The sequence below is a fragment of the Arthrobacter sp. zg-Y877 genome, assembly GCF_030373105.1.
Classification (GTDB): domain Bacteria; phylum Actinomycetota; class Actinomycetes; order Actinomycetales; family Micrococcaceae; genus Arthrobacter_B.
The window spans coordinates 154,125-174,302 of the sequence record NZ_JAUCPU010000001.1; the positions used below are offsets into that span (position 1 = coordinate 154,125).

17 protein-coding genes are annotated in these 20,178 nt (G+C 66.6%); 11 read left to right on the forward strand and 6 right to left on the reverse strand.

The window, feature by feature from the left end:
• Window positions 1–45: 45 nt before the first annotated feature.
• Window positions 46–2,544, reverse strand: coding sequence for a DNA gyrase/topoisomerase IV subunit A (locus QNO03_RS00665; RefSeq protein ID WP_289601330.1), 2,499 nt, complete (start codon window positions 2,542–2,544; stop codon window positions 46–48).
• A 154-nt stretch (window positions 2,545–2,698) separates the two neighbouring features.
• On the opposite strand from QNO03_RS00665, the gene QNO03_RS00670 reads away from it, so the two are divergent.
• From QNO03_RS00670 to QNO03_RS00685, 4 genes are all read left to right on the forward strand, one after another.
• Window positions 2,699–5,386 carry a bifunctional acetate--CoA ligase family protein/GNAT family N-acetyltransferase gene (locus tag QNO03_RS00670; RefSeq protein WP_289601331.1) on the forward strand — a complete coding sequence of 896 codons (2,688 nt, stop codon included), beginning with the start codon at window positions 2,699–2,701 and terminating at the stop codon, window positions 5,384–5,386.
• A 61-nt stretch (window positions 5,387–5,447) separates the two neighbouring features.
• Complete coding sequence (locus QNO03_RS00675) at window positions 5,448–6,122, forward strand: DUF5998 family protein (protein WP_289601333.1); 675 nt, start codon at window positions 5,448–5,450, stop codon at window positions 6,120–6,122.
• Window positions 6,103–7,335: an alkaline phosphatase family protein gene (locus QNO03_RS00680; protein ID WP_289601334.1), complete on the forward strand. Its 1,233-nt coding sequence runs from the start codon at window positions 6,103–6,105 to the stop codon at window positions 7,333–7,335. The genes QNO03_RS00675 and QNO03_RS00680 overlap by 20 nt, the downstream gene beginning before the upstream one ends.
• Before the next feature lie 2 nt (window positions 7,336–7,337).
• Window positions 7,338–8,162: a thymidine kinase gene (locus tag QNO03_RS00685; protein WP_289601335.1), complete on the forward strand. Its 825-nt coding sequence runs from the start codon at window positions 7,338–7,340 to the stop codon at window positions 8,160–8,162.
• Window positions 8,163–8,173: 11 nt separating this feature from the next.
• Here QNO03_RS00685 and QNO03_RS00690 read toward each other — a convergent pair whose 3' ends face one another.
• Window positions 8,174–8,899: an NADPH-dependent F420 reductase gene (locus tag QNO03_RS00690; protein ID WP_289601337.1), complete on the reverse strand. Its 726-nt coding sequence runs from the start codon at window positions 8,897–8,899 to the stop codon at window positions 8,174–8,176.
• A 122-nt stretch (window positions 8,900–9,021) separates the two neighbouring features.
• Window positions 9,022–10,338 (reverse strand): septation protein SepH, encoded by a 1,317-nt coding sequence (gene sepH / locus QNO03_RS00695; protein WP_289601339.1) that lies wholly within the window; start codon window positions 10,336–10,338, stop codon window positions 9,022–9,024.
• 314 nt (window positions 10,339–10,652) lie between these two features.
• On the opposite strand from sepH, the gene QNO03_RS00700 reads away from it, so the two are divergent.
• Window positions 10,653–10,952, forward strand: coding sequence for a DUF4193 domain-containing protein (locus QNO03_RS00700; protein ID WP_289601340.1), 300 nt, complete (start codon window positions 10,653–10,655; stop codon window positions 10,950–10,952).
• A gap of 1 nt (window position 10,953) precedes the next feature.
• On the opposite strand, the gene QNO03_RS00705 is transcribed toward QNO03_RS00700, so the two are convergent.
• A complete protein-coding gene (locus QNO03_RS00705; protein WP_229947697.1) occupies window positions 10,954–11,424 on the reverse strand; it encodes a DUF3093 domain-containing protein in 471 nt (156 codons plus the stop codon).
• 226 nt (window positions 11,425–11,650) lie between these two features.
• Here QNO03_RS00705 and dut point away from each other — a divergent pair, with 226 nt between their 5' ends.
• The 4 genes from dut (at window position 11,651) to QNO03_RS00725 (ending at window position 14,027) form a co-directional block, all read left to right on the forward strand.
• Window positions 11,651–12,124: a dUTP diphosphatase gene (dut, locus tag QNO03_RS00710; protein ID WP_269437816.1), complete on the forward strand. Its 474-nt coding sequence runs from the start codon at window positions 11,651–11,653 to the stop codon at window positions 12,122–12,124.
• Window positions 12,125–12,213: 89 nt separating this feature from the next.
• Window positions 12,214–12,954 carry a DUF3710 domain-containing protein gene (locus QNO03_RS00715; RefSeq protein WP_289601341.1) on the forward strand — a complete coding sequence of 247 codons (741 nt, stop codon included), beginning with the start codon at window positions 12,214–12,216 and terminating at the stop codon, window positions 12,952–12,954.
• A 3-nt stretch (window positions 12,955–12,957) separates the two neighbouring features.
• On the forward strand, window positions 12,958–13,299 hold the full coding sequence (locus QNO03_RS00720; RefSeq protein WP_289601342.1) for a single stranded DNA-binding domain-containing protein: 342 nt from the start codon (window positions 12,958–12,960) through the stop codon (window positions 13,297–13,299).
• On the forward strand, window positions 13,296–14,027 hold the full coding sequence (locus QNO03_RS00725) for a DUF3159 domain-containing protein (protein ID WP_289601344.1): 732 nt from the start codon (window positions 13,296–13,298) through the stop codon (window positions 14,025–14,027). Before QNO03_RS00720 ends, QNO03_RS00725 begins: the two co-directional genes overlap by 4 nt.
• Here QNO03_RS00725 and QNO03_RS00730 read toward each other — a convergent pair.
• Window positions 13,922–14,710 carry a potassium channel family protein gene (locus tag QNO03_RS00730; RefSeq protein ID WP_289601346.1) on the reverse strand — a complete coding sequence of 263 codons (789 nt, stop codon included), beginning with the start codon at window positions 14,708–14,710 and terminating at the stop codon, window positions 13,922–13,924. The two genes, QNO03_RS00725 and QNO03_RS00730, sit on opposite strands and share 106 nt — an antisense overlap.
• Entirely contained in the window at window positions 14,707–15,381 is a 675-nt protein-coding gene (locus tag QNO03_RS00735) for a potassium channel family protein (RefSeq protein ID WP_229947707.1), read from the reverse strand. The genes QNO03_RS00730 and QNO03_RS00735 overlap by 4 nt, the downstream gene beginning before the upstream one ends.
• 200 nt (window positions 15,382–15,581) lie before the next feature.
• Here QNO03_RS00735 and QNO03_RS00740 point away from each other — a divergent pair, with 200 nt between their 5' ends.
• Together QNO03_RS00740 and QNO03_RS00745 are read left to right on the forward strand one after the other, a co-directional pair.
• Window positions 15,582–16,871: a class I SAM-dependent RNA methyltransferase gene (locus QNO03_RS00740; protein WP_289601348.1), complete on the forward strand. Its 1,290-nt coding sequence runs from the start codon at window positions 15,582–15,584 to the stop codon at window positions 16,869–16,871.
• Window positions 16,872–17,192: 321 nt separating this feature from the next.
• Window positions 17,193–20,018 (forward strand): aconitate hydratase, encoded by a 2,826-nt coding sequence (locus tag QNO03_RS00745; protein ID WP_229947711.1) that lies wholly within the window; start codon window positions 17,193–17,195, stop codon window positions 20,016–20,018.
• Window positions 20,019–20,178: the final 160 nt, after the last annotated feature.

Sequence of the window (20,178 nt, forward strand, 5' to 3'; positions counted from 1 at the left end):
AACGCTCCGCGGACCGGCCCGGCCCCGTTAAGCCCAGGTGGACTGTCAGCCCAGGCTTGGCCCGACGCTGTCCACCGCGTTGGCCAGCGGCACACCGGATCCGTCCCGGCGTCCGTGCTCGGTGGGCAGTGCCCGGGCCACGCCGTTGGCGGCCGAGGCCTTTGCCGGACCGTGCCCGGCCCAGGCCACCGCGAGGGAATCCTCACCCTTCAGGAACCGGTGTGCCCGGACACCCGCCGTGGCGCGGCCCTTCGCCGGGTACTCGGCGAACGGCGTGACCTTCACCGACCCGCCGGGCGTGCCCGGCAGTGCCTCGGTGGTGGTGGAAACGGTCACGACGACGGCGTCCGGATCGTCAGCGGCCACGGTACCGAAGAACACGGCGGCGTCGTCGGCCGCCAGCTTGATCCCGGCCACGCCACCCGCCGTGCGGCCCTGCGCGCGGACCGTGGAGGCAGGGAAGTGCAGCAGCTGCGCGGAGCGGGTGATGAAGACCAGCTCATCGGTCTCCTCGGCGGCGACGGACACCCCGATCACTTCGTCCTTGGGCTTGAGCGTGATGGCTTCCCAGTCATCCCGGTTGAGGGGGTAGTCGGGGTTGACCCGCTTGACCACACCGTTCCGGGTGCCAATGGCCAGCACGGCGTTCAGCGGAACGAGCCCGACCAGCTTCTCGCCCTTGCCCAGGGTCATGAAGTCCTTGACCGGGACGCCGCCGGCAAGGTTGGGCAGTCCGGCGGTCGGGGGCAGGGAAGGCAGGTCCAGGACGGAGATGCGGATCATCCGGCCCGAGGAGGTGAGTGCGCCGATCTCTCCGCGCGCGGTGGTCTTCACCACCGAACGGAACACGTCGTGGCGCACCCGCTGCCCGCCTTCGACCAGCGGTTCCTGGTCCGACGTGCGGGCCACCTGGCCCGAGGCGGACAGGATGGCCCAGCAGGGATCGTCCGCGATTTCCAGCGGCAGGACCGCCTTGGCGCCCTTGCCGGCGGCTCCGGCTGCGGCGGTTACCGCAGCGCCCTTCAGGGGAGCGGCGGCTTCCGATTCAAGCAGGACCGTGCGCCGCGGCGTGGCGTACTTTGCGGCGACCTCGCCCAGTTCCGAGGACACCAGGGCACGCAGCCGCTGTTCGGAGCCCAGGATGGCCTCAAGCTCCTCGATGGCTTTCCGCAGCTCGTCCTGTTCCTTCTCGAGCTCGATGCGGGAGTATTTGGTCAGCTGCCGCAGGCGCAGCTCCAGAATGTGGCTGGCCTGGATTTCGGTCAGGTCGTAGACCGCCATCAGCCGTTCCCGTGCCTGGGCGGTTTCATCCGAGGACCGGATGATCTGGATGACCTCGTCGATGTCCACAATGGCGATCAGCAGGCCTTCGACCAGGTGCAGCCGGTCCTTCTTGCGTCCCAGCCGGTAGGCAGTGCGGCGGCGGACCACGCCCAGGCGGTGCGCAACGTAGACCTGCAGCAGCTCGACCAGGCCCAGGGTCCGGGGCTGGCCGTCCACCAAGGTGACGTTGTTGATGCCGAAGGAATCCTCGATGGGGGTGAACTTGTACAGCTGGGCCAGCACGGCGTTGGGATTGAAGCCGTTCTTCAGTTCAATCACCAGGCGCAGCCCGTGGCTGCGGTCCGTCAGGTCCACAATGTCGGAGATGCCCTGCAGCTTCTTGGACGTCACTGCGTCCTTGATTTTTTCGATGACCTTTTCAGGGCCGACCATGTAGGGCAGTTCGGTGACCACCAGGCCGGTGCGGCGTGCGGTGAGCTGCTCCACCTCCACCTTGGCGCGCGTCTTGAACGAGCCACGGCCGGTGGCATAGGCATCGCGGATGCCGTCCAGGCCCACAATGCGCCCGCCGGTCGGCAGGTCGGGTCCCGGGATAAAACGCATCAGCTCGTCCAGGCCGGCGTCGGGATTGGCGATCAGGTGCTGCGTGGCGGCAATCACCTCGCCCAGGTTGTGCGGGGCCATGTTGGTGGCCATACCCACGGCAATGCCGGTGGTGCCGTTGACCAGCAGGTTGGGGAAAGCCGCGGGCAGCACTTCGGGCTGCTGGAGCTGGTTGTCATAGTTTGGAACGAAGTCCACTACGTCTTCGTCCAGGTGGTCCGTCATGGACAGGGCGGGCGCGGCCAGCCGTGCCTCGGTATAGCGGGCGGCGGCCGGGCCGTCGTCGAGCGAGCCGAAGTTGCCGTGTCCGTCAATCAGCGGCAGCCGCAGCGCCCAGTCCTGGGCCATGCGCACCATGGCGTCGTAAATGGCCGTGTCTCCGTGGGGGTGCAGCTTGCCCATCACCTCGCCCACCACGCGGGCGGACTTCACATGCCCGCGGTCGGGGCGCAGCCCCATGTCGGACATCATGTACAGGATGCGCCGCTGGACAGGCTTGAGCCCATCGCGCGCATCAGGAAGGGCACGCGAGTAGATCACCGAATAGGCGTACTCCAGGAAGGAGCCTTCCATCTCGGTGGTGACGTCTATGTCGATGATGTTCTCGGCGATCACTTCGCCGGGTACGGACTTGGAGACGGATTGGCGCCGGGCCATGCTGTTGTCGGGTCCTCGCAGTGGTAGGGAACTGAATCACACAGTAGTGGATCGCGCAGTACTGGCTCACGCAGTACGGAATCACGCAGTATTGGATAACGCAGTACGGAGTGGGCAGATGACTCTGGGGAAGAATGCCCACTACTCTGAGTCTATGGTGGAGCAGGGACATTACCCCGAATATTGGGAAGCCGACGTCGTGTTGCGTGACGGAGGCACGGGCCATCTGCGGCCCGTTTCCCCCTCGGATGCACAGGCGCTGCAGGCGTTCCATATGCGGCAGTCACAGAGCTCCATCTACCTCCGGTTCTTCACTTACAAGGCTAAGCTCACCAACAAGGAGCTGGAGCGCTTCACCAACGTCGATTACCGGAACCGTGTGGCCTTTGTCATCACCATAGGTGACGAAATTATCGGCATCGGCCGCTACGACCGCCTGGACGATCCCACCGAAGCTGAGGTCGCCTTCAACATTTCCGACGACCACCAGGGCCGCGGACTGGGGTCCATCCTGCTGGAACACCTTGCCGCCGCCGCCCGGGAAAACGGCATCCGCCGCTTCTCCGCCGAGGTCCTGCCCGAAAACCGGAAGATGATCGACGTGTTCGCGGACGCCGGGTACGAGGTCCGACGGCACTTTGACGACGGCGTGATCGCCCTGGACTTCAATATCGACCCCACGGAGAAGTCGCTGGCGGTCATGGAAGCCCGCGAGCACCGCGCCGAGGCCCGCAGCGTCGCGGACCTGCTCTCGCCGTCGTCGATCGCCGTCATCGGTGCCAGCCGCGAATGGGGTTCGGTGGGGTACCAGCTCCTGGAACACATCATCGAAGGCGGCTTCAAGGGTTCGGTGTATGCCATCAATCCGGAAGCCTTCGAACTGGCCGGCATGATCTCCTACAGCCGGATCGCCGACGTGCCGGAAACCGTGCAGCTGGCCGTTATTGCCGTCCCGTACGGGCAGGTCCTCGAAGTAGCGGACGAATGCGCCGCGGCGGGTGTGAAGGCCCTGCTGGTGGTCACCGCGGGCTTCGGTCCTAAGGGACCCGAGGGCCTGGCCCGGCAGCGTGACCTGGTCCGCCGGGCCCGCGCGCACGGCATGCGGGTGGTCGGGCCGGCGTCGCTGGGCCTGATCAACACGCGTCCGGACGTGTCCCTGAACGCTTCCATGGCGCCGGCCCTGCCCAAGCGCGGGGGACTGGGGCTGTTCAGCCAGTCCGCTGCCATCGGCGTGCTGCTGTACGCCACCGCCCAGCGCCGTGCCCTCGGCTTGTCCTCCACCATCTCCGCGGGCAACCGGGCTGATGTCTCCGGAAATGACGCCATGCAGTATTGGGAGGACGACGCCGATACGCGGGTTGTCGCGATGTACCTCGAGTCGGTGGGCAACCCGCGTAAGTTCTCCCGGCTGGCACGCCGGCTGGCCCGCACCAAACCGGTCATTGTCGCCAAGTCGGACGTAACCGGCCTCCAGCTTCCGCCGGGCCACGCCGTGCGGACCACGCAGGCGCCTCCCGGTGCACTGGACGCGATGCTGCGCCAATCCGGCGTCATCCGGGTGAGCACCAACGAACAGCTGATCGACGTGGCCCAGATTGCCGTCAGCCAGCCGCTGCCGCGCGGACGCCGGGTGGCCGTGTTCAGCAATTCGGCAGCGCTGGGCCGGGTCCTGGCCGATGCCTGCACCGGGCTCGACCTGGATATCACCCGCCTGGAGACGGATCTGGCCCTGGACACGGGCATGAGCGTAGCCCTGCCGCAGCTGCGCCGGACGGTCACCGAGGTACTGTCCGACGACGCCGTGGACGCCGGCGTCGTCGCGATCCTCCCGGCGCCGGGACTGCGGACCGAAGCGATAGCGGCGGCCCTGGCCGAATGCGTGCAGGCAACCGGCAAGCCGCTGGTTGCGGCCTTTACCGGGATCGTGGATCCCCGGGCCCACGTCGAGGGCCTGCTTGCCGCCGACCCCGATCTTCCAGGGGGAGGCCTGCCATGCTTCAGCAGCCCCGGAGCAGCGGTCACCGCCCTGGCGGCAGTGGTGCGCTACACCGAATGGGCCAACCGGGACCACGGCAGCTTCGTTGAACCGGCCGGCGTGGACTCCGAGGGAGCAAACGCCTGGATCGAATCACTGATGGACAGCGTGGAAGGGGACACCCTGACCCGGCTGGACCCGGAGCAGACGGCCAAGCTGCTGGACTTCTACGGCGTCACCGTACTGCCCGCGGTCGGTTTCGACACACCGGACGAAGCCGTGGCCGCCGCAGATCTGCTGGGCTGGCCCGTTGCGGTGAAGACCCGGGACGGGCACCTGCGCCACCGTCTGGATCTTGGCGGGGTGCGGCTGAACATCGCCACCCCCGAGGCGCTGCGGACCAATATCGAACAGATGCACCAGGCGCTGCAGCGTTATGGTGACTTCGCCATGGAGGTCCAGTCCATGGCTGTCAGCGGGCAGGGCTGCCGGATCCGCGCCATCGAAGATCCACTGCTGGGTCCGGTGATCTCCTTCGGCCTTGCCGGCGACGCGACCGCCCTGCTGGACGACTGGGCGCACGGTGTGCCGCCGCTTACGGACCGCGACATTTCCGATCTGGTGCGCACTCCCCGCGCCGCCGCGAAACTGCTCGGCTACCAGGGCCTGCCCGAAGCCGACATAGCGGGGCTGGAGGACCTCATCGCCCGGCTGGCTGTCCTCAAGGACCAGCACCCGCAGATTGCCCTGATCGAAATCAACCCGGTCCTGGTGTCGGCCGGCGGCGTGACGGTACTGAGTGCCGACATTCGGCTGGGCCACCCGCAGCGGCGGACCGACAGCGCCCGGCGGGCAATGCGCGACTGATCTGCTGGTCCACCCGCGCGCCATTTAGGCATGAAGGGGCGGTCTGGGGGAAACTGGAACCATGTCGCCGTTACTTTCCGCTGAACGCCGCAGTCTTGACGCCTCCATGGAACGGGCAGGCTTCTATCCGACGCTTTTGGCCGACGTGGTCCACGATGCCCTGGACGGACGCGAACCGCTTTCCCACCTGATCCACCTTGAAACGCATTTTGAGCGTACCGAGGTGCACCGCCACATCACCGTCCTGGTCCTGACCGAGGACATGCTGGTGATCACACACGTGGATGACCAGCAGCTCGACGACGCCGGTGAGCAGATGATGGCGCAGGTCTCCACCGAGTCCGTACCCGTGACGCAGATCCGCTCGGTGGTGCTCGGGTACATGTATGCGCAGCCGCAGAACTACAAGCCCTCCGACCCGGCGCGTGAAATGACCCTCGCCATCGCCTGGTCCGGCGGACAGCGCCTGGACATGGGCCCGGCCGGCTGTGCGGATCCGCAGTGCGATGCGGACCACGGCTACACCGGAAACATTGCACAGGAGGACATTGTGCTCCGCGTCAGTGCGGAAGCGGACGGCGCGCAGGCGGTGAAGAACGCGAAGGCCTTCGCCCGGGCCCTGCGCAAGGTCAACACCGATACCACTGCGGTTCCCCGGCCGGTGGACGGCGGTGATCCCCGCCAGCGCATGCCCGGCATCGGGGGACGCTTCAACCGTGCCCACCCGCAGCGCTGACGCCGTGGCAGCAATCCCCTCCGTCCCTGAATCCCTGCCCGCCGCGCCGGCCTACGGAAACCGTTCCGTAGCCGACGTGCTGTCCAGCGCTGCGGCGGTGCTGGGTGTGCCGGGCTACGAAAACCGGCTCTCCCTGCCCGCAGCCCGCCGGGTCTGCGTGGTTATGGTGGACGGGCTGGGCCTGTCACTGCTTCGGAAGCGTGCGGGCCACGCCCCGTTCCTCAAGGGTTTCCTGCCCACCGCCCGCACCCTCAGCGCGTCCTTCCCCACCACCACCGTGGCGTCACTGGCATCCCTGGGCACCGGGCTTGCCCCCGGCCGGCACGGACTGGTGGGCTACGACGTCCTGGATCCTGAACAGGACAAAGTGGTCAACATGCTCGGGTCCTGGGATGCAGGAGTCGATCCGTTGAAGTGGCAGCCCTATCCCACCATCCTCGAGAAGGCCGCTGAACACCTTCCGGTCGCCACGGTCAGCCTTCCCCGGTTCGCCGAGTCGCCGCTGACCCGTGCCGCGCTCCGGGGCGGCACGTTCATCCCGGCGACCGGTGTGCACGCCCGGGTCTCCGCCGCCGTCGACGCACTGGCCGGCGCGGACAGCATGCTTATGTACCTGTACTGGAACGAGCTGGACAAGGCCGGACACCGGTACGGCGCGGCCTCTCCGGAGTGGGGCAACGAGCTGGAAGAACTCGACAGCGCCCTGAAACGGCTCGTGGCCCGGGTACCGGCCGGCACCCTGGTGCTCCTGACCGCGGACCACGGCATGGTGGACGTTCCAGTGACGCAGCGGTTCGACTTCAGCACGCAGCCGGCACTGATCGACGGGGTCCGGCATACGGCGGGGGAGCCGCGGATGGTTCACCTGTACCTGGAACCGGATGCAGGCTCCGGTGCGCTTGACCGGCTCAAGGCCGCGTGGCAGGCCGCCTATGGCACCCGGGCCTGGGTGTTCACCCGGGACGAAGCCGTCCAGGCCGGCTATTTCGGGCCCGGCGTGGACGCTGCCGTGCTGCCCCGCATTGGTGACCTCATGATTGCCGCGCGCGAGCCCATTGCCCTGTTCGACACCCGCAGGGTCGCCGCCACGGCACTGGACGTCACTGGCCAGCACGGTTCCCTGACGCGTGCGGAGTGCGAGGTTCCCCTGCTGGTCCTCGCGCAGCCCGAACAACGCAAAAACAAGTCCTCCACGACGCAGGGCGGGAAGTAGCCATGGCCGAACTGGTCTTTTTCTCCGGCACCATGGACTGCGGCAAGTCGACGCTCGCACTCCAGATGGACTACAACCACAGTGCCCGCGGGCGCGGCGGGATCCTGTTCAGCCGCAATGACCGCGCAGGGGAATCGATGATTTCCAGCCGCCTCGGACTGCAGACTCCGGCCGTCGAAGTCCGTGATGACACGGACTTCTGGGCCGAGGTACGGACCTGCCGGGAATCCGGGCACAACGTGGATTACGTCATCTGCGATGAGGCACAGTTCTACAGCGCCGAACAGGTCGAGCAGCTGGCCTCCATCGTGGACGAAATGGACATTGACGTGTTTGCCTTCGGCATCACCTCCGACTTCAGGACGCGGCTCTTCCCCGGCTCGCAGCGCCTCGTGGAACTCGCAGACCGCATGGAGGTCCTCCAGGTGCGGGCCCTGTGCTGGTGCGGCCGGCGGGCGACCCACAACGCGCGGACCGTCGACGGCGTGATGGTGACCGAGGGGGACCAGGTGGTGGTGGGCGACGTCGAGTCCCGCACCCCTTCAGCCGCCGCCGAAACCGGCCACCCTCCGGTTGAGCATGAGCCCCTGTTCGAGGACCGGCCCTTATTCGACGATCAGCCCCTGTTCGACGCCGGCGACCTGATGGGTGCCGAAGGCACTGGATCCCCGGCGGGCACGGAGGCCGCAGGACCCGTAGTCGGCTATGAGACGCTCTGCCGCCGGCACTATATGCGCAGGGTTACGGCGCAGCAGGCGGCCGCCCTCGAGCAGGCCCAGGGGCCGGTGTGCTCCGTGGAGTCCACGGCGGAGCGGTTCCCGCTTTAGGCCCAGCGCGTTCAGCCGGGGCGATAGGCAGACCGTTCCTTGAGCCGGCTTTCGATCCGCTGGGCCAACTGCAGGTTGTGGATGAGTTCGGCGCGGCTTTGTCCGTCGACATGGTGGCGCCACATGGGGGTGCCGGGCGCACTGCGCCACGATTCACTCAAGGGACTGTTGTCGACGGCGTCGAACCCAAGATCGTCGTAGAACCGGGTCACCAGCTCGACGGCGTCGGGGTAGTTGCTCGAGACGACCAACGCCTTTCGGTCCGGCGCCCCGGCCGGCCTCGCCAGGCGGAACAGGCCCGGCAGCGCGTCACTGGGGACCCTGAGGGAGAAACGCTCGTGGAACTGGATGTGCGAGAACGCCTTGGCGACCTTTGAGTCCGGCAGTTGCTCCTGGCGCAGCTCATGAATGGTTTTGCGGCCCGAGTCGACCTCGGGATAGTTTCCGTCCCGCCAGACCATGTAATTGTTGTTGTCGATCACGACCTTTCCCGCAAGTTCCTGAACCGGAAGCCGGTCGGAGGGCGAGTACGGGAAAGCAGTGAACGCGAAGTCCCCTGCCTCCGCCGCATCGGCCGCGCTTGCGGCGCGCGCCCGCGGGCCCAGCTCACTGACGAGTTCCTTCAGTGTCGCCGGTCCCCGCGAGTTGGCAATGACGATGTCATAACCGGCTGCGATCGCCGCGCGGGCAAGTGTGCTTCCCGCCTGGCCGGCGCCAAGAATGCCGATGGTGGTCACGGGTGATACTCCCTGTTCCGGTGGATGTACTGCGTACATCAAGCACCATATGAACAGTTCGACTACTCAACCAGAGTCCTCCCGGGACCCGGGCCCGGCAGGACCCCCGTCGATGGCAGGAGCTAGTCGCCCTTGGTGCCGAAGACAATCTCGTCCCACGAGGGAACCGAGGAGCGCTTCGGTTTGATGGAGCGCCGTTCCTGCGAGCCCTCATCCTTGGCTTCGCCCTTATCGGCGTCGGCGTCCTCCGGCCGCTGGCCCCGTCCACCGTTGGGGAGGCGGTCCCAGGGGAAATCGCGCCCGGCGTTCTTCCGGGCGGTGGATGCCGGTTCAACAGGTGCTGCTTCCTCCGCAACCTCGGGCCCGGGGTCTGCCGGCAGATCGGCAGCGGGCTCGTCGGCGGCAGCCGGCTCCTCAGTGCGTGCCGGACGGCGGCGGAACGGACGGGCCAGCACGCTGATTTCGCGGGTCTGGGTCACGCTTCCGGGAAGGGCCACCGGATCAACCGGGTCCTCGGTGTCCGCGGAGTCGACGGACGGTGCAAGGGTAAGCCGGCCGGTACGCGGACGCTTGACATCCTCTTCGTCCGTGTCGGCGCTGCCGTCCCGCGGGTGTGCCGCAGGAACGGTGCCCTTGGAGAGCAGGCTCGCCAGTGCGTCGTCGCCGTCTTCGTCGCTGCCCAGCCGCTGGCCGCGCCGGGACCTCAGGACGTCGAGGATCCCGTCCGTGTCAGGTGCGCCGCCTTCGGCTTCGAAATCGAAGACGCGGTCCGCGACGGCGGTGAGCCGGCGGGTGGGCACGGGGGTGTCCAGCGGTTCCAGTTCGCTGAGCACCTGTGCCCAGCGGTTGGTGTTGGTGACGCTCTTGCGCAGCGGGCTGAAAATCCAGCGGGCGGGCGGTTCTTCGCCGATGGCGACGCGGGATTTCTCGGTCAACGCGAAGCGGGCCACAACTTCCCAGGTGCCGTCCGGGCGGCGCCAGGCGTCCCACTCGACAGAATCCGGGTCAACACCGAATGAGCGCAGCCGGTGGATCACCATGTCCCCGAGGTTTACCGGGTTCTCCCCGAAGGTGCTGCGGTAGCCGTCGTTGGTGGCGGACATCGGGGCTGCCACTTCCACGGCCCGGGCCTGCCCTGCGACGTATTCGCGTTCGGCGAGGACCGGACCCTCGTAGCGGCGGATGTGGGCAAGATCGTGGCCGGAAAGCTCGGCCACCTCTTCTGCGCTGGCACCGGAGCGGATCCGGGCCTGGATATCCCGCGGGCTCATGCCGGCGCCTGCTGACGGAGCAGCCTGCGGCGCGGACCGGTGTGTGGGACGCGAGGCCGCCACCCGGAGGGCTTCGTCAATCCGAAGGCGGAAGGTTTCCCCGCCCTTGCCGCTTAACAGCAGATGTTCGCCACCTTCATGGACACCCACCAGCCGTAGATCCTGCATCAAAAAGTCCTCCACCCGATAGCAATTCCTTCTTGAAACAATGCCATCCCCAGCGGTGAAAACCTAAGCTTTGCCCGGGTGTGGCGGTTTTGGAAGGCCCGGCGGGACATCATCCGCGGGACCAAACGCGTGTCCGAACTGGGTCCGGTTCGCTTTTTGACGTGGGGTAGGTAAAAATCTCTGCGTTACGGGCACAAAACAGGTACCCGTGGCGTTGCTATCTGCGGGTCATGATGCGGGTCCGGGCAGCCGGTCCGCCGCAAGGGCCCTGACAGCAGCGAAGACCAGACAACCGGACGGCGAGACAAGACATTATGGCGACGGATTATGACGCCCCCCGCAAGACCGAGGAAGAGGCCGGCGAGGAGCCGGTAGCGGCGCTCCGGACCCGGCGTCACGACCCGCAGTCCGCGGTGGTGGACGAGGACGAGGCGGAGGCCGCCGACGGGTACGAGCTGCCCGGCGCCGAGCTCTCCACCGAGGAGGTGCTGGTGCGCATCCTCCCTGCACAGGCGGACGAATTCACGTGTGCCTCCTGTTTCCTGGTCCGGCACCGTTCACAGATAGCCCTGGAAAAAGACGGAATGCTTTACTGCGTGGACTGCAGGGGGTAGGTCAGCGGCCGGAAGTGAGTGCTTCGACCAGCTTCTCGGGCCGGCGGGTGGACGTGAGCCAGTACGGCGTGCGGTCCGCCGGGTCGGTGATTTCGATGCGGACGACCGGCGAAATCCAGCCCCGGATGCACATGTAGGCGGTGGCGTTGAGTCCGGGACCGCGCTGCATGGTGGCGTCTTCGCCGCGGAAGGCTTCGACCTTGCCGATGAAGCGGCGCTCGATCTGCGCCCGGCCCACCTGCAGGGTGTCAGGGGTGACCCGGATCAGGGGAGTGGAGATCACCAGCAGCACGGCCAGGATGAGCGCGGCGACGACGGCCGCCGTGATGCCGGCTCCGACACTGATGGGTATAAAGACCAGGATGCAGGCGGCGGCAAGTGCGGCCGCAATGAACCAGATTCCGAAGGAAGGCGTGAGGCGTTCGCTGTACACCACGGTGTCGGCGGAGCTTTTTGCAGAAGGGGATGACATACCTCCAGCTTTTCACCTTTGGCAGCTTCTTTCATCCCGCGCCGTGCCGGTACCACGCAGCCCGGCTCCCGTACAGGAAAACGCGCTAAAGTGTGGTGGGTTGGCCGGGGGCCGGCCCCGGCGGCTCCGCCCGCCCGGACGCCGTCCCCGAATGCCACACCGCCCGAGCAGCCTCCCCAGGCTGCAGCAGCTGGCAGTCTATGGATATCAATGGAAACCGGAGAAACTGGTGCAAGGTGCAGGGACAACCCTGAAGGTACAGCTCAAAATGCTCGACGACGGCCTGGAACCGCCGTCGTACGCGCACCCCGGCGATGCCGGAGCGGACCTCCGCTCCCGGATCGATTTCACCCTTGCTCCGGGGGAACGCCAACTGATTCCCACCGGTGTTTCGCTGGCCCTGCCTTTCGGCTACGCAGCGTTCGTACATCCCCGGTCCGGACTGGCCACCAAGCACGGGGTGAGCATCGTGAATGCCCCCGGCACCGTGGACGCGGGCTACCGCGGGGAAATTTCCGTCACCCTGATCAACACCGACCTCACGCAGCCGGTGACCCTGCAGCGCGGCGACCGGATTGCCCAGCTGGTGATCCAACGGGTGGAAACCGCTGAATTTGTTCCCGTGGACGAGCTGCCGGATTCCGTCCGCGGCGCCGGCGGGTTCGGATCCACCGGTGGATTCACCGCCGTTCCGGCCTGACCCGCTTTACGCCGTCCGGGTAACCGGACGGCCGGCAGCAGCCGGCGGCCATACTAAGAACTTGCAGATGAGAGAGAAGGAACCTGGTTATGGCATTTGGGCGCCGTAAGAAATCCAAGGCAGAGGACGCAGCTGTGGAAACAGCTGCGGAAACCGCCGGTGAGACATCCACGGCAGAGACCGGCTCCGCCAGTGACTCCGGTGACGCCGTGCAGGCTCCGGCCGCAGGCGGTCCCTACGATCTGAGTGAGCGTCCCTCCGAGGAGGGCTACGTTGATCTGGGCGCACTCCGGATTGCCGCTTCCCAGGGCCTGCAGCTGCGGCTGGAAGTCGAGGAGAAGACCCAGCGCGTGGTTGCCGTGACCCTGGACCTGGAAGGGTCCAGCCTCCAGCTGCAGGCTTTCGCCGCCCCGCGTTCGGAGACCCTCTGGGACGACATCCGTGAGCAGATCGGCACATCGGTCGGCTCCCAGGGCGGCACCGTGGACGAGCTCACCGGGACCTTCGGCACCGAGCTGCTGGCCAAGGTACCGGCCCAGGCCCAGGACGGGTCCAAGGGATACCGTGTGGCCCGCTTCGTTGGTGTCGACGGTCCCCGCTGGTTCCTGCGCGGCGTGTTCGGCGGTCCGGCAGCGATGAACCCGGATGCCGCCGGTCCGCTGGAGGAAGTCTTCCGCAATGTGGTTGTGGTCCGGGGCGAGCAGCCTCTGCCGCCTCGTGACCTGCTGCAGCTGCGGCTGCCCCGCGACGCGTCCCCGCTCCCGCGTGCCAAGGACACCGCAAAGCCGGCAGCGCCGGAGCGCGGCCCTGAAATCACGACGATCGGCTAGTTTGTGCCAGCAGCATCCGCTTCCACCCACTGCGCCAGCATCAAGACCCTGCCCGGCCGCGGCCGGGCCTATTGCCGCGGCTATGTTTCGGCCATCACCGTGGTGCCGGCCAACGACCCGCCCCGGTTCACCGCCGTGGTGGAGGACTCGATGGCCGCGTACCGCGAAAACCAGCTGGCCCCGCGGCCCAAGGTGCGGCTGGTCTGGGTAGGGCAGCGGCGGGTGCCGGGAATCGAAGCCGGCACCTATCTGGCCTTCGAAGGCATGGTCTCCGACGTTGACGGCCGGCCCACGATCTTTAACCCGCGATACGAAATCATTGGACGCCCGGAGGCCGACGCATGAGCACACCCCAGCGGCCGGACGACGGCCAGCCGGACCTGAACCAGCTGGCCGGGCAGTACGCCGCCAAATCCGGCGTCGAACGCCGTGACGACGGACAGATCGACGTGCTCAAGTCCGTGGGCGGGGTCCGTGGACTGGCCGAGGCGATCGTTCCCGGGCTGCTGTTCACCCTGCTTTACACCGTCGGGGCGGAGCTGAACCTCGCACTCGGTGCCGCCGTGGCCGCCGCTGCCGTCTTCTCGGTGGCCAACCTCGTTCAGCGGCGTCCCCTGATGCAGTCCCTCACGGGAGTGGCCGGGGTGGCCATCTGCGCCTTCGTGGCACTGCGCAGCGGGGACGGGGCCACGTTCTTCGTTCCCGGGTTCTACGTGAACGGCGCGTACATCCTGGCGTTCCTGGTCTCCATCGCGGTGAAATGGCCCGTCGCCGGCCTGCTGTTCGGTTTCATCCGCGGCGAAAACCTGGAGTGGCGTACCGTGCCCGTGCGGCTGCGCGCCTACATGTGGGCCAGCTGGATCATTGTCGGGGTCTTTGCCCTGCGCCTGGCCGTCCAGCTTCCGCTCTACCTGGCGGGCAATGTCGCAGCGCTGGGCACCATGCGCCTGGCCATGGGTGTTCCGCTCTACGCGCTCGGGCTCTGGCTGGCCTGGGTTGTTTCCAAGCCGTCGGCCGTTGTGCCGGCCGCCGGTTCCACAGGTTCGGCTTCCACGGCCCCGCCGGAGTCCTGACGCGCTTTCGCGGTTGCCTCGGCGGCCGCGGGGGACAGGACCGCCCGCAGCTCGTCTTCGGCCGCGATGGTGGTGATGAAGAACAGCTCGTCTCCCGGCTCCACGACGTCGTCGTTGCTGGGCGTGATCGGGGCGTCGTCCCGCAGGATCGCAACCACCGTGGCATCCAGGGGCCAGTCGATGGAACCCAGGGTCCGGCCCGTCAGGTGCGAATCCGTAGGAACAGTGAACTCCACCATGGAAGACACACCCGTCTGAAGGGTCAGCAGCCGGACCAGGTCGCCGATTTCCACGGCTTCCTCCACCAGTGCGGTCATCAGGCGCGGCGTGTTCACGGCTACGTCCACACCCCAGGAATCGTCGAACATCCAGTCGTTCTTGGGATTGTTGACGCGGCCCACGGTCCGCGCCACGCCGAATTCGCTTTTCGCCAGCAGCGAGACCACAAGGTTGACCTTGTCATCGCCGGTGGCTGAAACCACGACGTCGGCTTCCTCCAGGAGCGCGTCCTTCAACGTGGTCAGCTCGCAGGCGTCGCCGATGAGCCACCGCGCTCCGCGCAGGCCGCTGCGGCCCACACATTCGGGTTTCTCATCAATCAGCAGCACATCGTGGCCGTGGCCCAACAGCTCCTTGGCAATGGACGATCCCACGCTGCCGGCGCCGGCAATCACAACTTTCACAGGGACTCCTTGGCTGGTTCCTTGGACAGGATCTTGCTGATTTCGGCTGTGCGGTCCACGGACATCATGGCGTGCAGGACATCACCTTCCTGATAGCTGCTGTCCGGGCGCGGGAGGATTCCTTCCCCGAACCGGGTGATGTAGGCAATCCGGACACCCGCTGCGGTCTCGATGCTTCCCAGCGAGCGGCCCAGCCAGCCTTCATGCAGGGACAGCTCACCGAGGATCAGCCGGCCGGAGGATTCGCGGAAGTCACCGTTGATGCTCTGCTCCGGCAGGATCCGGCGCAGCACCTGGTCAGCGCTCCACCGCACAGCGGCGACCGTGGGAATACCGAGGCGCTGGTAGATTTCCGCGCGTCCCGGATCGTAGATGCGTGCGACGACGTGGCCGACGTGGAAGGTCTCGCGGGCCACCCGGGTGGCCAGGATGTTGGAGTTGTCACCGCTGGACACAGCGGCGAAGGCGTACGCCTCTTCGATGCCCGCCGCCTTCAGCGTCTCGCGGTCAAAGCCGACGCCGGTCACCTTTCGTCCGGTGAACGTCTGCCGGAGCCGGCGGAAAGCCCGCTCGTCCTGGTCGATGATGGCGACCGAATGGCCGGCATTATCCAGGGTATGCGCGAGGCTGACGCCGACGCGCCCGCACCCCATGATCACGTAATGGGCCAACTGCCCTACCTCGGTTTCGGTTTGGTCCTGTAGTTGATTGCCGTGCCGGGGGACCGGCCGTACCGGGCCGGTTCTGCCTGCCCGTACCTAAAAAACAATCAACGCCAGCTTAGTCCTGACGGCGGCCCAAATAGCACCGGGCTCCGCTCTCGTGGTGAGATGGACTTTTAGGTCCCTTTGAAGGAAGTACTGCACCCCCCATGACGATTGAACTCACCATCGGTGCCCCGGCCCACGGCGGCCATTTTGTAGCCCGGCACGAAGGACGCGTCGTGTTTGTCCGGCACGGCCTCCCGGGGGAGCGGGTCCGGGTCCGGCTTACCGAGTCCGGCGAAGACGCCAAGTTCTGGCGGGGAGACGTTGTGGAAGTCCTCGAAGCCGCCGAGGGACGCCGGGAGCATTTCTGGAAGGACGCGGACGCCCTGCGCGCCGCGGCCCGCGGCAAGCTGCCCGTGGGTGGGGCCGAGTTCGGCCACATCGACCTGCCGGTCCAGCGCCGCCTCAAGGCAGAGGTCTTCGCGGAGCAGCTGCAGCGCCTCGGCGGCACAGACCTGGTTCCCGAGGTTGAACCCGCCGCGGACGAAAGCGCCGATGGCCTGGGCTGGCGTACGCGGGTCAGTTTCTCCGTGGCACCCAGCGGTCGGCTGGCGATGCATGCCCACCGCTCAGATGAGCTGATTCCGGTCGAGGCGATGCCCCTGGCCACCGATTCGATCAACGCCCTGCGGCTGTGGGAGGCGGATTTCACCGGTATCGACCGTGTGGAGATAGCCGCTCCGGCGGTGGGCGGCCCGCCCCTGGTCCTGCTGATCCCTGCGCCGGGAACCCATCCGCGGGTGCCGGCCCGGATCGCCGGGTCCCTGCCCGACGGCGTGTCCGTGGCCGCCTGGGATCCGGAAAGCCATGAGCTCACCCGGTTGAAGGGACGGACCTGGGTGCAGGAAACGGTCCTGGGCCATGACTACCGGGTGACCGGCGCCGGGTTCTGGCAGATCCACCGTTCGGCCCCGCAGACCCTGGCCGGCGCGGTCCTCGAGGGCCTGGACGTGCAGTCCGGGGAATCCGTGGCGGACCTCTACGCCGGTGCCGGGCTGTTCACGGCACCCCTGGCGGCGGCAGCCGGTGAATCCGGCCGTGTGCTCTCGGTGGAAGGTTCCCCGGGCGCCAGCCGCGATGCCCGCAAGAACCTCTTCGCCGCACCCCAGGTGCAGATCAGCCAGGGCCGGGTGGACAAGATGCTCCGCGATGCCGGGGACCTCGACGTCGTGCTCCTGGATCCGCCGCGGGTCGGAGCCGGAAAGGCAGTGGTGGAGCAGATCGATGCTGCCGCGCCCCGGGTGGTCGGCTATGTGTCCTGCGATCCCGCGTCCTTCTCCCGTGACCTGGGCTATTTCCGCAGCGCCGGGTGGGAAATGGACAGCCTGCGGGTGTTCGACCTGTATCCGCACACCCACCACATGGAGTCCTTCGCCGTCCTGCGGAAGCGCTAGCCAGCCGCCGTCGGGGTCCCGGCGCCGCCCGGCAGGGCGTCCCGGGATCCCCGTCACGACGCGTCGTGGCCCATATCTCCTCCGGGCGCCCCTGTAAAGGCTAGGATGGGAGGCAGTTGTCCAGTCCTGCGCCTTTTACGGGGGAGTTTCCGGGGAGTTTTCCACTTTCGGGGGAATCATTGCCCAGGCAGGGGGCCTGTGTCGGCGGGAAATGAACCACCGGTTTCCTTGCCGCCCCTTTTGTCCGACTCTTAGGGAAACCTAACTGGCGGGCAGTTGTGACCTGGACAAAGATAACAAGGTGGCGAGAGGAGTCCTGTTATGACTAATGTGGACAGCTTCGGATCCAAGGGCGTCTTAGACGTCAAAGGTTCCGAGTATGAAATTTTCCGGCTGAATTCCGTCGAAGGCGCCCAGAGCCTTCCGTTCAGCCTCAAGGTCCTGCTGGAGAACCTGCTCCGCACCGAAGACGGTGCGAACATCACCGCGGACCACGTACGCGCCCTGGCGCAGTGGGATGCGGACGCAGAGCCCAGCACCGAAATCCAGTTCACCCCGGCACGGGTGATCATGCAGGACTTCACCGGCGTACCCTGCATCGTCGACCTGGCCACCATGCGTGAGGCCGTTGCCGATCTCGGCGGCGACCCCAAGCGCGTGAACCCCCTGGCACCTGCCGAAATGGTCATTGACCACTCCGTGCAGATCGATGCCTTCGGCAACTCGGGCGCCCTTGAGCGCAACATGGAGATTGAGTACCAGCGCAACGGCGAGCGGTACCAGTTCCTCCGGTGGGGCCAGACGGCCTTCGACGACTTCAAGGTCGTTCCCCCGGGAATGGGCATTGTGCACCAGGTCAACATCGAGTACCTGGCCCGTACCGTCATGACCCGTGAAGTTGACGGCGTCCTGCGTGCCTACCCCGACACCTGCGTCGGCACCGACTCCCACACCACCATGGTCAACGGCCTGGGTGTGCTCGGCTGGGGCGTGGGCGGCATTGAGGCCGAAGCAGCAATGCTCGGCCAGCCCGTCTCCATGCTGATCCCGCGCGTCGTCGGCTTCAAGCTGACCGGCGAGATCCCCGCCGGTGCCACGGCAACCGACGTCGTCCTGACGATCACCGAAATGCTGCGCAAGCACGGCGTGGTCGGCAAGTTCGTGGAGTTCTACGGCGAAGGCGTCGGCGCAGTTCCGCTGGCCAACCGCGCCACCATCGGCAACATGAGCCCGGAATTCGGTTCCACTGCGGCGATCTTCCCGATCGACGACGTGACGCTCGAATACCTGCGCCTCACGGGCCGCTCCGAAGAGAACGTGGATCTCGTCGAGGCCTACGCCAAGGAACAGGGCCTCTGGCACGATCCGTCCAAGGAGATCAAGTACTCCGAGTACCTGGAACTGGACCTGTCCACGGTGGTTTCCTCCATCGCAGGCCCGAAGCGTCCCCAGGACCGTGTGGAACTGACCAACGCCAAGACGCAGTTCCGCAATGACCTGAAGAACTACGTCCACGAAACCGTTGAAGCCAAGAACGGCACCGTCGACGAGACGCTGGAAGAGACCTTCCCGGCCTCCGACGCCCCCTCGTTCAACGCGAACGCCACCACGGTTGAAGACCACGAGCACGACCTGGTTGCCGAGGCGGATGCTCCCGCCCACCGCGCCACGAACTCCGTGCCGGTCACCATGGCGGACGGCCGCACCTTCGACCTGGACCACGGCGCAGTGACGATCGCTTCGATCACCTCCTGCACCAACACGTCCAACCCCTCCGTGATGATGGCCGCCGCAGTGCTGGCCCGCAACGCGGTGGACAAGGGCCTGGCGTCCAAGCCGTGGGTCAAGACCTCCGTCGCCCCGGGCTCGAAGGTCGTCACGGACTACTACGAGAAGTCCGGCCTGATTCCGTACCTCGAGAAGCTCGGCTTCTTCGTGGTCGGCTACGGCTGCGCCACCTGCATCGGTAACTCCGGTCCGCTCGAAGAGGAAATCTCCGAAGCGATCAACGAAGCAGACCTTGCGGTCACCGCGGTGCTGTCGGGCAACCGTAACTTCGAAGGCCGCATCAACCCGGACGTGAAGATGAACTACCTGGCCTCCCCGCCGCTGGTAGTCGCCTACGCCCTGGCCGGCACCATGGACTTCGACTTCGAGAATGACCCGCTGGGCCAGGACGAAGCCGGACACGACATCTACCTCAAGGACATCTGGCCGAACCCGGTCGAGGTCCAGCAGATCATCGATGCCTCCATCGACCAGAAGATGTTCAGCGACAGCTACAACACCATCTTCGAAGGCGACGAGCGCTGGCAGTCCCTGCCCACTCCCGAGGGTGCGACCTTCGAGTGGGATGCGGAGTCCACGTACGTCCGGAAGCCCCCGTACTTCGAGGGCATGAAGGCCGAGCCGGAACCCGTCTCGGACATCTCCGGCGCACGCGTGCTGCTGAAGCTGGGCGACTCGGTCACCACCGACCACATCTCCCCGGCCGGCTCCTTCAAGTCCGACACTCCTGCGGGCAAGTACCTGCTGGAGCACGGTGTGGCCCGCAAGGACTTCAACTCCTACGGCTCGCGCCGTGGCAACCACGAAGTCATGATCCGCGGCACCTTCGCCAACATCCGCATCAAGAACCAGCTGCTCGACGGCGTTGAAGGCGGTTTCACCCGTGACTTCAGCCAGGCCGACGCGCCGCAGGCTGCCGTTTACGATGCCGCGATGAACTACCAGGCCGCCGGCACTCCGCTGGTTGTCCTGGCCGGCAAGGAATACGGATCCGGTTCCTCGCGTGACTGGGCAGCCAAGGGCACCGCACTGCTGGGCGTCAAGGCCGTCATCGCCGAGAGCTACGAGCGTATCCACCGCTCCAACCTCATCGGCATGGGCGTCCTTCCGCTGCAGTACCCGGCCGGCGTCAACGCCGAGTCGCTGGGCCTCACCGGTACGGAAACCTTCTCCGTTGAAGGCGTCACCGAACTGAACAACGGGACCACGCCCAAGACCGTCCGGGTCACGGCCACCCCCGAGAACGGCGAAGCCATCACGTTCGATGCGGTCCTCCGCATCGATACGCCGGGCGAAGCCGACTACTACCGCAACGGCGGCATCCTGCAGTACGTACTGCGCCAGATCTCCGCAAAGTAGTAAACGCACCACGTTCAGGGCTCCGTTTCCCCGATCCGTCCAGAGGGCGGAGGAGGGGAAACGGGGCCCTGAAGCGTTGGGTAGGAACCGCGCAGCGCACGCCGCGCGTTAGAGTTAATCCATTGCGACGGTGTGCAGTGCCGCCGATTACGACTCAAGG

What these genes read in the sequence shown, in the direction of transcription:
- QNO03_RS00725 (WP_289601344.1), top strand. Translation starts at nt 13,296, where the DNA reads ATGAGCACACCCCAGCGGCCGGACGACGGCCAGCCGGACCTGAACCAG.
- QNO03_RS00700 (WP_289601340.1), top strand. Translation starts at nt 10,653, where the DNA reads ATGGCGACGGATTATGACGCCCCCCGCAAGACCGAGGAAGAGGCCGGC.
- QNO03_RS00670 (WP_289601331.1), top strand. Translation starts at nt 2,699, where the DNA reads ATGGTGGAGCAGGGACATTACCCCGAATATTGGGAAGCCGACGTCGTG.
- QNO03_RS00715 (WP_289601341.1), top strand. Translation starts at nt 12,214, where the DNA reads ATGGCATTTGGGCGCCGTAAGAAATCCAAGGCAGAGGACGCAGCTGTG.
- QNO03_RS00665 (WP_289601330.1), bottom strand. Translation starts at nt 2,544, where the DNA reads ATGGCCCGGCGCCAATCCGTCTCCAAGTCCGTACCCGGCGAAGTGATC.
- QNO03_RS00675 (WP_289601333.1), top strand. Translation starts at nt 5,448, where the DNA reads ATGTCGCCGTTACTTTCCGCTGAACGCCGCAGTCTTGACGCCTCCATG.
- QNO03_RS00705 (WP_229947697.1), bottom strand. Translation starts at nt 11,424, where the DNA reads ATGTCATCCCCTTCTGCAAAAAGCTCCGCCGACACCGTGGTGTACAGC.
- QNO03_RS00740 (WP_289601348.1), top strand. Translation starts at nt 15,582, where the DNA reads ATGACGATTGAACTCACCATCGGTGCCCCGGCCCACGGCGGCCATTTT.
- sepH (WP_289601339.1), bottom strand. Translation starts at nt 10,338, where the DNA reads ATGCAGGATCTACGGCTGGTGGGTGTCCATGAAGGTGGCGAACATCTG.
- QNO03_RS00745 (WP_229947711.1), top strand. Translation starts at nt 17,193, where the DNA reads ATGACTAATGTGGACAGCTTCGGATCCAAGGGCGTCTTAGACGTCAAA.
- QNO03_RS00685 (WP_289601335.1), top strand. Translation starts at nt 7,338, where the DNA reads ATGGCCGAACTGGTCTTTTTCTCCGGCACCATGGACTGCGGCAAGTCG.